The 9,797-nt window shown below is 71.9% G+C and carries 11 protein-coding genes; 4 read left to right on the top strand and 7 right to left on the bottom strand.

Annotated elements, in window-relative coordinates; all coding sequences use genetic code 11:
• Positions 1–132: 132 nt before the first annotated feature.
• Positions 133–351: an MbtH family NRPS accessory protein gene (locus tag E6P78_RS06505; RefSeq protein WP_136202536.1), complete on the bottom strand. Its 219-nt coding sequence runs from the start codon at positions 349–351 to the stop codon at positions 133–135.
• A 572-nt stretch (positions 352–923) separates the two neighbouring features.
• Between E6P78_RS06505 and thpR the strand changes: the two genes are divergently transcribed.
• A complete protein-coding gene (thpR, locus tag E6P78_RS06500) occupies positions 924–1,520 on the top strand; it encodes an RNA 2',3'-cyclic phosphodiesterase (RefSeq protein WP_206307736.1) in 597 nt (198 codons plus the stop codon).
• Between the two features lie 111 nt (positions 1,521–1,631).
• Here thpR and E6P78_RS06495 read toward each other — a convergent pair whose 3' ends face one another.
• A complete protein-coding gene (locus E6P78_RS06495) occupies positions 1,632–2,717 on the bottom strand; it encodes an NAD-dependent epimerase/dehydratase family protein (RefSeq protein WP_136202534.1) in 1,086 nt (361 codons plus the stop codon).
• Between the two features lie 119 nt (positions 2,718–2,836).
• Between E6P78_RS06495 and E6P78_RS06490 the strand changes: the two genes are divergently transcribed.
• Positions 2,837–3,418, top strand: coding sequence for a TetR/AcrR family transcriptional regulator (locus E6P78_RS06490; protein WP_136202533.1), 582 nt, complete (start codon positions 2,837–2,839; stop codon positions 3,416–3,418).
• Between the two features lie 28 nt (positions 3,419–3,446).
• Here the strand turns inward: E6P78_RS06490 and E6P78_RS06485 are convergent, their stop codons facing one another.
• Positions 3,447–4,250: an SDR family NAD(P)-dependent oxidoreductase gene (locus tag E6P78_RS06485; RefSeq protein ID WP_136202532.1), complete on the bottom strand. Its 804-nt coding sequence runs from the start codon at positions 4,248–4,250 to the stop codon at positions 3,447–3,449.
• A gap of 201 nt (positions 4,251–4,451) precedes the next feature.
• Here E6P78_RS06485 and E6P78_RS06480 point away from each other — a divergent pair, with 201 nt between their 5' ends.
• Positions 4,452–5,012, top strand: a complete 561-nt coding sequence (locus E6P78_RS06480) for a hemerythrin domain-containing protein (RefSeq protein ID WP_136202531.1) — start codon at positions 4,452–4,454, stop codon at positions 5,010–5,012.
• 24 nt (positions 5,013–5,036) lie between these two features.
• Here E6P78_RS06480 and E6P78_RS06475 read toward each other — a convergent pair whose 3' ends face one another.
• From E6P78_RS06475 to E6P78_RS06460, 4 genes are all read right to left on the bottom strand, one after another.
• A complete protein-coding gene (locus tag E6P78_RS06475; protein ID WP_136202530.1) occupies positions 5,037–5,564 on the bottom strand; it encodes a hypothetical protein in 528 nt (175 codons plus the stop codon).
• 202 nt (positions 5,565–5,766) lie between these two features.
• The gene (locus tag E6P78_RS06470; protein ID WP_136202529.1) at positions 5,767–6,888 is read right to left on the bottom strand and encodes a peptidoglycan bridge formation glycyltransferase FemA/FemB family protein; all 1,122 of its coding nucleotides are present in this window, start codon (positions 6,886–6,888) and stop codon (positions 5,767–5,769) included.
• A 198-nt stretch (positions 6,889–7,086) separates the two neighbouring features.
• Positions 7,087–8,475 carry an MFS transporter gene (locus E6P78_RS06465; protein ID WP_136202528.1) on the bottom strand — a complete coding sequence of 463 codons (1,389 nt, stop codon included), beginning with the start codon at positions 8,473–8,475 and terminating at the stop codon, positions 7,087–7,089.
• On the bottom strand, positions 8,472–9,137 hold the full coding sequence (locus E6P78_RS06460; protein WP_136202527.1) for a TetR/AcrR family transcriptional regulator: 666 nt from the start codon (positions 9,135–9,137) through the stop codon (positions 8,472–8,474). Before E6P78_RS06460 ends, E6P78_RS06465 begins: the two co-directional genes overlap by 4 nt.
• A 190-nt stretch (positions 9,138–9,327) precedes the next feature.
• On the opposite strand from E6P78_RS06460, the gene E6P78_RS06455 reads away from it, so the two are divergent.
• Positions 9,328–9,789 carry an Asp23/Gls24 family envelope stress response protein gene (locus E6P78_RS06455; RefSeq protein ID WP_136202526.1) on the top strand — a complete coding sequence of 154 codons (462 nt, stop codon included), beginning with the start codon at positions 9,328–9,330 and terminating at the stop codon, positions 9,787–9,789.
• The last annotated feature ends 8 nt before the right edge of the window (positions 9,790–9,797 follow it).

The following is a 9,797-nucleotide window of genomic DNA, read 5'->3' as shown; positions in this document are numbered from 1 at the left end:
GGTGCGACCGATCACTACTCCCGCCTGATCGATTCTGCTCGGATGAGAGCACTATCGATCGGATCAGGCGAGAGTAGCGAGACCGACCCGGGCCGGGTGGTCTGCGGACCCTCGACAGCCCCTGAGCCCGCCCTACCCGGCGTCGACCTCCATGGCCCGCACCAGGCCGGCGGGCCGCATGTCGGTCCACGCGGCCTCGATCGCGTCGAGACACTCCTGCCGCGATCCTTCCGGGCCGCCGACGCTCCAGCCGCCCGGGATCTCGATGTGCGCGGGCCACAGCGAGTACTGACCCTCGCCATTCACCAGCGTCACGAACCGCCCCGACTCGTCATCGAAAGGATTGGCCACGACCGTCCCCCACTTGTTTCACACATGCCACGACATGTTCTTCAGACAGATACGGGCCCGCCGCACGGATTTACCGCAGTCCACCGCCGAGCCGCCCACCCCTTCCGCCACGACCTCGGCCACGTGGGCGGAGATACGTTACGTCTCGGGATACCGGCGTCACGCCGATGGTCGAACCGGGCTTCCCGGCTTCGCCCGTTCACGCCAATCACCATAGAGGACCCTCGACGGCCAAAGAGACAAATTCAGCCCATTACTTACGGGCCCGCACGGCTGCGACATGCACGAAGGCCGGCCCGGGACATATGCCAGGTCCGCTTCTGCGGAAATATCCAGCCACGCCGTGTCCCGATTGTTCACGTTTCGCTGAATACGACCCGCGTAAATCCGGATAACCGCCGGCGTACGCCCCCACGCCCTTGGGCGCGCGCCGATCGCATCGCGCTCCCGTGCGCCGGGTGCGCGCCCCGCCTCGAATCCATGGCCATCTTCATCACCGTGCGTAACATCGCCTTGGTTGTTGCCGTCTGGCCGGCGGAGGCGGCCCGGCGCGCGTGCGATACGAATGCCGTGTGAACGAACAGAACCCGCCCGCGACCGTTCGCGTGTTCATCGCCCTCGCCCCGCCCGACACGGCGAAGGAAGAGCTCACCCAGGAATTGCGCCCCGCGTACGACACGCACCCCCACGTGCGGTGGAACCGCGTCGAGGACTGGCACATCACCCTGGCGTTCCTGGGCGAACTTGCGACGGGGACCGTTCCCTTGCTCCGCCCGCCGCTCGCGGACCTCGCGGCGTCCCACCGCCCTCCCCGCCTGTCGCTGCACGGCGGCGGGACGTTCGACGAGCGGGTGGCGTGGAGCGGGATCGCCGGAGACCTCGACGCGTTGCATCTGCTCGCCGCCGACGTCAGAACCGTGGTCAAGGACTGCGGCGTCCCCCTGGAGGACCGGCCGCTGCGCCCCCACCTGACCCTGGCCCGGGTCCGCCGGGGCGACCACACATCGGCCGCGGAGATCGCCGCGCGGCTCGACGGGTTCCGCGGCCACGCCTGGCCCGCCGAGCGACTGCACCTGGTCGGCAGCAACGCGGGGCGCGGCCAGGGGCAGATCCGTTACCGCGATATCGAGGCGTGGCCGCTCGGCGGCCTGCAAGGCGTTGAGGGCTGAGACAAGAGAACAAGGGGCCGGGCACGCAGCCCGGCCCACGGCGCCGGCCGGACGGCCGGACGCCCGCGAGGGACCTCCCCCTCTACCTCAGCCTCACCCTTGGCTGGAGCTTCAGTCGAGGATGAAGTCGCCGCCGGCCGCGGTGGCGAGGTCCGGGCCGAACGCGGCGGCCGGCGTGTAGGCACCGGGCCGGCCCTCACCCCGTGCCAGCCGCACGGCGATCTCGACGGCGACATCGGCCGTGTAGTCCATGCCGTCACCGGCGCGCAGCCAGCCTTCACGGCTGGTGCCGTCGGGCCAGGTGACGACGGCGTGTCCCCAGGAGTGCCGCCGGGGCATCGGGGCGGCCTTCATCCGCATCCCGGCCATCCGGGCGACGGCGAGACGCCGCAGGGCGGGGATGGACAGGAGGGCCCCGAGCACGGGAAGCGCGCCCCGCACGGCGGGAGAGGTGGGGGCGAGGGCGGAGGTCACGGTGACCGAAGGCGCCCCGCTGGCCCGCTGGGCGGCCAGCAGCTCGCCCGAGGGAACGCCGGCGGACTTCACCGTCTGTCCGTCCGGAAGGGTGAGCGTGACCGGGCCGGCGCCGAGCCGGGTCCTGACCAGCCGGCCCTCACGGTAGCGGCGCCCGCCGGTGGTCAGCACATCGACGGAGGTGGTCGCGAAGGCGGCACCGACGACCCCGGCTTCCATGGCCACCGAAGCGAGCGCGTCGACGCGCACCTCGCGCGGGGCGGGCCGGTCCTCGCACAGTTTCACCACCACGGCCTCGGTCGCCAGGACGCCGAAGCCCGCGCCGGTCACCAGCGTGCTGCCCGCGACCGTCGCGTCCTGGTGCAGGCCGAGCAGCCGGGGGACGGCGGCCAGGTCGGCGGCGAGGTCCAGGTAGTGGCCTCCCGGCATGCAGGCGCGGGCGATCGAGGCGGCCGTCGCGGCGTAGTCGCCGATCGTGTTGACGACCACCCCGGGCCGCTCCTCGCCGATCCGGTCGCCGATGCGCTCCGCCGTATCGGCCTGGACGATCCTCGGTCCGCCGTCCCGGCCGAGGGCCGCCGCGGCTTCGCGCAGGCGCTCACGGTCCCGCCCGACCAGGACCGGATCGACTCCCGCGGCCACCAGGCGGGCGGCGACCGCGCGGCCGATCCGGCCCGTGGCTCCCAGAATCCACACCTCGTCGCTCCGAGTGTCCGGCTTCATGGGGACTCCTTCCTTCGGTCCGGGCGGCATGCGTCCCGAGCCGACCATGATGTCTCACTGTGTCATCACTCAGGCTAGCACCGATGACACGGTGAGACATCGCTTGCTAAGGTCGAGCCATGGCGAGATGGGACCCGGGTACGCAGGAGCGCCTCACGAAGGCCGCGCTGGAGCTCTTCCAGGAGCACGGTTACGACGGCGTGACGGTGACCCAGATCGCCGAGCGCGCCGGGATCACCCGGCGGTCGTACTTCCGCTACTTCCCCGACAAGCGTGAGGTCCTGTTCGCAGGCTCCGAACGGCTGCCCGTCGCGGTATCGGATGCGCTGCTCGACGCCGACGAGGCGGCCCCCCCGCTGTCCGCGGCCCTCGACGCCCTTTCCCGGGTCGGCTCCCAGCTCACCGCCCACGTCGATCACTCGGCGGAACGCCGCGCCCTGATCGACAGCAGCACGGAGCTCCAGGAACGCGAGCGCACCAAGATCGCCTCCGTCACCACGGCCATCCGCGACGCGTTGGTCCGGCGCGGCGTACAAGCCGACAGGGCCGAGCTGGTGGCCCGGATCGCCACGGTCGCCTTCCAGGGCGCGTTCGGCCGGTGGATCGACGCCCGGGGACAGAGCGATTTCCCGTCCTGTCTCCGGACCGTCACCACGGAACTGAGGCAAGCCGTGGCCGCGGACGCCGAAGCCCGGCACTGATCCACCGCACAGGCGCCGCCCCGCGTCCCTAAGGGCTGTCCTCGCCGGAGCCCGGTTCCGCCATCTTGCGGTGGGCCTCGGACTTGGCGGTGTCCGGGAGGACCTTGTTGGCCAGCTCCTGGAGCTTCGTCTTGACCGATCCGGCGACGACCTTGTCCCGGCCCGCGAAGAGCGCGTCCAGGCCCTGCCTGGCCACATCCTCCGGATCGTCCTTGGGCTGCCGGCCGATCTTCGTGTCGTCCATGTCCGCACGGTGGAAGAAGTCCGTCTCCGTGGGGCCCGGCATCAGGGCGGTGACCGAGATCCCGGTGTCCTTGAGCTCGTTGTGCAGGGCCTGCGCGAAGGACTGCAGGAAGGACTTGGACGCGTTGTACACCGCCTGGAAGGAACCGGGCATGGTCGAGGCGATGGAGGAGGTGAGGAGCAGGTAGCCCGCGTCGAGCGAGGCCATGTCGCGCAGCACCCGTTTGGCCAGGTGCACGGTGGCCCGCACGTTGAGGTCGACGATCTCCAGTTCGTCGGCCAGATCGGTGTCGAGGAACGCCCCGCCCCGGCCGACGCCCGCGTTCAGCGCCGCCACGGCGACCGGCCGCCGGGTCGCCGCGACCGCCGCGTAGAACCGTTCGGCTTCCTCGTAGCCGCGCAGGTCCGCCTGGACGGCCTCGACCTGGGCGCCCGCCTCGCGCAGCCGCTGGGCCGCGTCGCGCAGACGGTCGTGGTCCTCGGCGTTGACGACGAGGTCGAAGCCGCGCTCGGCCAGCTGGCGTGCCAGTTCGAAGCCGATCCCGCTCGAAGCGCCGGTGACGACTGCCAGGGGTTTGATGTGAGCCATGGGGTGCTGTGTACCCGTTGCGTCGGTTTTCTCACGTACGCGGGGAGATGTGACCTGGGCGGGTGCGGTTACGCCAGGCTGCCCAGCGTGAGGCGTGGCTCCGTGTTTTGGAGGGGTTCGGGGGTACCCCTGTGGAACGGTGGGCTGACTTCGGCTCGCACCACACAACGGACACCACACAGGCGGAGAGGGTTTTCTCTGATGGGACACGGCGGAAACGTGATCGCGGAACTCACCACCGACCACCGCGAGGTCGACGAACTGTTCGCGAAGATCGAGGCCCAGCCGGTCGGTGACGAGCGGCGCAGGAAGCTGGCCGACGAGCTGACCATCGAGCTGGTCCGCCACTCCGTGGCGGAGGAGATGCACCTCTACCCGGCCGTGCGCAGGTTCGTGGACGACGGGGACGACATGGCGGACAAGGAACTGTCCGACCACGCGGAGGTGGAGCAGCACCTCAAGGAGCTGGAGGGTCTGCCGGCGGACGACCCGCAGTTCGACCACCTGGTGGCGAAGCTGAAGCTCGAGGTCAGCGAGCACGTGCGCGACGAGGAGGGCCGGCTGTTCCCGTTGCTCGCGGCAGCCTGCTCCCCCGAGACCCTGGACGAGCTGGGGGAAAAGGTCCGTGCGGCGAAGAAGACCGCCCCGACCCGTCCGCACCCCTCCACCCCCGACACCCCGCCCGGCAACAAGATCCTCGGCCCCGGTGCCGGACTGGTCGACCGGGCCCGCGACCTTCTGAGCGGCCGCGGCAAGAGCTGACCTCCCGCTCACCGCTCCCGGCGGTCAGCGGGCGCGGGCCGGGCCGAGGCGCAGGCGATCGAGCAGTCCGGCGTGGTGGAGGCGGGCTATCGGCTCCAGCAGATCGGGGTGGCGCAGCAGTGCCGTGGCCGCCAGGTCGTGGGCGCTCGGCTCGGTCAGACGGCGGAACTCCGCGGGGCCGGGGCAGGTGTGCTCGCCCGTTTCGAGGGCCTTCACCGCTTCCCTGGCCGCGTCGGGCGCGGTGAGCAGGTGGGCGGCCCAGCTGGCGACGACCTCGTCCACCCAGCTCCGCCAGGCCAGGTCCTGCGGTTCGGTCGCCTCGTGGCCGTGGGCCCCGGTGACCGCGTCGAGGCGTGCCGAGCCGCCGGGGCCGACCAGCGCCACCAGGGCGGCGTCCAGGTCCGTGGGGTAGCGCAGCCACGCGGCGACGGTGACGGCCTGGCGGGCCTGCGCCTCGGCCAGGGCGGCGGTGAGCGCGCCGCCGCCTGCGGGGAACGCGCGGGTCAGCCACTGGGTGGTGGCGGAGATGAGCGGGGCAAGGTCTGCGGGCATCGGGGCGTCCCCTCGGGGTGCTGGATCGCCGTGCAGACTACTGCGCAGCCACGCGGGGCCCGTATGACGCAGGGCACGTTCGGCCCGTGGTGTGCGTCATGGGCCGCCACCGATGAGGTACGCCTCGTTGACCGGGACGTCGCCGTGCCGGAGGCCCGGCCGCGTCGCCTCCGGGGTCACCGGCTGCGCCACGGCCCGGGGCTCAACGCCGTGCCATGTAGAGGTTGAACGCCTTGTGCAGGACCTTGTTGAGCGGGCGGTCCCACTCGCCCACGTACTCGGCCGCCTCCCCGCCGGTGCCGACCTTGAAGCGGAGCAGACCGAGCAGGTGGTTGCTCTCGTCCAGCGTGTCGGTCGTGCCGCGGAAGTCGTAGACGCGCGCGCCCATGGCGTGGGCGTCGCGGATCATCTGCCACTGGATGGCGTTGTTGGGCTGGACCTCGCGCTTGCGGCTGGTGGAGGCACCGTAGGAGTACCAGACGTGCTGCCCCACGGTGAGCATGGTGGCGGCGGCCAGCACCTCCCCGTCGTGCTCGGCGAGGTAGAGCCGCATGCGGTCGGGGTTCTCGGCGGTCAGGGCCTTCCACATGCGCTGGAAGTACGCCAGGGGGCGCGGGATGAACCGGTCCCGGGCGGCGGTCTCGGTGTAGAGCGCGTAGAAGGTGTCCAGGTCGGCGTAGTCGCCCTGGACGACCTTGACCCCGGCCTTCTCGGCCTTCCTGACGTTGCGGCGCCACAGCTGGTTGAAGCCGCGCTGGATGTCATCCAGGGAGCGGTCGGCGAGGGAGAGCTGGAAGACGTAGCGCGGCTGACCGGCGGCGAAGCCCTCCTCGCTGTGGCCGCCGGACTGCTGCCAGCCCAGGGAGCGCAGGCGGTCCATGAGCGCGAAGGCACGGGGGTCCTGCGTCGTGGGTTCGACCTCGCCCAGCCGGCGGGCCCGGGGGTCGGCGATCGCGTCCTTCACCGTGGCCGCGTCCCAGCGCCGGGCGACGACGGGCGGCCCCATCTTCACGGTGAACGCGCCCTGCTCCTTGAGGTGGCCCAGCAGCGGTTTCAGCCACCGGTCGAGGTCGTCGTCGTACCAGTCGATGACCGGGCCCTCGGGCAGATAGGCGAGGTAGCGCTTGAGCTTCGGCAGCGGCCGGTAGAGCACGTGGGCCACGCCGGTGATCCGGTCCTCGCCGTCGACCCAGCCGAGGCTCTCCGCCCGCCAGTCGGGTTTTACTCCGCCCCAGGACGGCACCTGCATATGGCTCGCCGACGGCAGGCCGTCGATGTACGCCATGTGCTCGTCCCGGCTGATCGTCCTCAAGCGGAGGTCCATCGGTCTGCTCCTCGTCCACGGGCCGCGATCTTCTCGCAGCGTACTGGCGCACGTCACCGGCGACGACGCGAGCGGCTTCGCCGCGTGGGGCGGGCGCCGCCGCGCGGTACCCGCCCCACGCATGCGCCGGCCGGGCGGGGTACGGGCCGGGCCCGGCAGGTCCGCCGCCCTGCCCGGACACCGCGCGTTCGGGCGACGTCACCGGCGGGGCAGCACCCACGCCGGGACCAGGCCGAGCGCTGCGAGGGCCGCCACCGCCGGCAGGGCCTGGTCCATGGCGGGGCCCGACACGGCCGGGGCCGACCCCGCCGAGGCGGTAACGGCGGGCGAGGTGAGGGGCATCAGACCGGCGGCGACGGCGATCCCGAGGGTCGGGCCCACGTTCATGGCCGTCTGTTTGAGTCCACCCACGACTCCGGCGTGACCGGGTGGCGCGTCACCGACGACGGTGCCGGTGGCGGTGACCATCACGGTGGCGAATCCGGCGCCCAGCACCGCGAAGAGGACGCCGGTCTCCTGCCAGGAACCGGCCGGGGACAGCCGCGAGAGGCCGGCTATGGCGAGGACGACGCCCACCTGGCCCACGACGGCGGTGCGGCGCGGCCCGAATCTGCGGACCCCGGCCGCGGCGGCCGGCGCTCCGATGATCATGAGCACGGTCAGCGGGAGGACGCGCAGACCGGTGGTGAGCGGACCGAGACCCAGGCCCTCCTGCAGGAAGAACGTGGCGACGAACAGCGCGCCGAACATTGCGCCCGAGGTGACGAGCAGGAGCGCCATCGACGCCATCACGGGCACCGAGCGCGTCACCACCGCTGGCACGACCGGCTGCGCGCTGCGGCGTTCGTGCGCGACGAGCCCCGCCGCGAACACCACGCTCAGCACCAGCCCGAGCCGCGTCCGGGCGCCCGTCCACCCGTGGTCCGGGATGCCGGCCAGGGTGTGGACCAGGACGGCGAGCAGGGCGCCGGCGACCAGGTCGTACCGCCGGAACGGGGTGCGCGGGGACGCCGGTGTCCGTACGGCGAGGGTGAGCGCGGCGATGGCGACGGCGGCCGGGATGTTGATCAGGAACACGGCGCGCCAGCCCCAGTGCGCGACGAGCGCTCCCCCGAGCACCGGGCCCGCCCCCGCGGCCGCCCCGATCGCGCTGGTGCGGACGGCGACCGCCGCGCCGAGCCGGTCGGCCGGGTACACCAGTCTCAGCAGGGCGAGCGTCGCCGGTTGCAGGAGTGCCCCGAACACGCCCTGTGCGGTGCGCAGGCCGATCACCCAGCCGACGCCCGGTGCGAGGGCGATGCCCGCCGAGGCCGCGCCGAAGCCGAGCACGCCGATGCACAGCAGCCGCTTGTGCCCGTACCGGTCGCCCAGCCGCCCGGCGATGACGAGGAAGGCGGCGACCGCGAGCAGGTAGCCGGTGCTGGTCCACTGGACGTGGGTCACGTCCGCCCCGAGGTCGCGTTGCAGATCCGGTTGCGCGACGAGCAGCACCGTGCCGTCCAGCGCCACGATCATGGCGCCCGCCACCGAGGCCACGAGCGCGACCCGTGGCCGAAGAGAAGGGGACGCAGGGGCTGTGGCCGTCATGGGTTCGCCCGGCCGAGGTGGGCGTCGAGCACCGCGGCGACGAGTGGTTCCAGCCGGTCGCCGCCGTCTGGGGACGCGGCGTCCAGGGCGAGTTGGAGGCTGCGTCGGGCCCGGAGTTCGGCGATGCCGTACAGGTTGGTCCACAGGGCGGCGGCGGTCACGGCCGGTGGCGCGACGGCCTCGTCGGAGGTGCCGGTCCCCCGTTCCGCGTTCTCCTCCCGGTCCTGGGCGATGAGTCCGACCAGGTGCGCGAACAGCGGGAGGGTCGACTCGCGCAGGCGGGGCTGTTCCGGTGCCTCGGTCTCACCGGCGGGCTCGTGGGTCTTGCTGTCGAGCAGGTCGTGACGGAACATCAGCTCGAACATGCCGTGGTGCTCCCACGCGTAGCCGAGGTAGGCATCGGCGAGGGCCCGCAGCCGGGCGCGCGGGGAGTCCACCGCGTCCACCGCCGCCGCGACGCGGTGGGCGAGGTCGGTGAAACCGCGGCGGGCGATGGCGGAGAGCAAGGAGTGGTGCGTGGGGAAATAGCGACGCGGGGCGCCGTGGGACACGCCCGCTCGCCGCGCGATCTCGCGCAGCCCGAGCGATGCGGAGCCGTCGGTCATGACGAGCTCGACGCCGGCGTCGATCAGTCGTTCCCGCAGGGGGTTTCCATGTTCCATAGACAGTGTCTACCAGGGGTAGCGTAGACACTGTCTATGGAACGGACGTGGCGGCCACTCGCAGGTGACGGCCACCCGAATGGCGGGTCTGCGGGAGCCGGAGGACAGTGGGGAAGAGGGCGGATCGTGGCGGAAGTCTTCCGCCCGGGAAGGCCCCTTCTCCCCCGACAAGTTTCCGTGTGAGGAATTCATGGCGACCAACGAAAGCGGCAGCGGCACCCGGCTGGAAAGCAGCACTCCGGGCGGTGCTCGAGGGACGACCACCATCGCGGACAACGTGGTCTCGACGATCGCCGGCATCGCGGTGAGGGAGGCGGACGGTGTCCATTCCGTCGGCAGGGGCCCTTCGCGGGCACTCGGTGCCGTCAAGGACAAGGTCTCCGGCTCCAGCGACCCCGGGCGGGGCGTCAAGGTGGAGGTCGGCGAGAAGCAGACCGCCATCGATGTCGACATCGTCGTCGACTACGGCTTCCCCATCCTGGAGGCCGCGCGCAACATCCGTACGCATGTCACGGACGCGGTCGAGACGATGACCGGTCTCGACGTCGTCGAGATCAACATCAACGTCACGGACGTCCACCTGCCGGGGTCGGACGACGACGAGGACGACGACGAGGACGAGTCGTCCGGAGGCTCCTCGCGCGTCCAGTGAGGCCCATG

It is taken from the genome of Streptomyces sp. A0958 (assembly GCF_004795035.1).
Taxonomy (GTDB): Bacteria; Actinomycetota; Actinomycetes; order Streptomycetales; family Streptomycetaceae; genus Streptomyces.
Note: the sequence above shows the minus strand (reverse complement) of the source record. Positions and strands in the feature narration are given on the sequence as shown.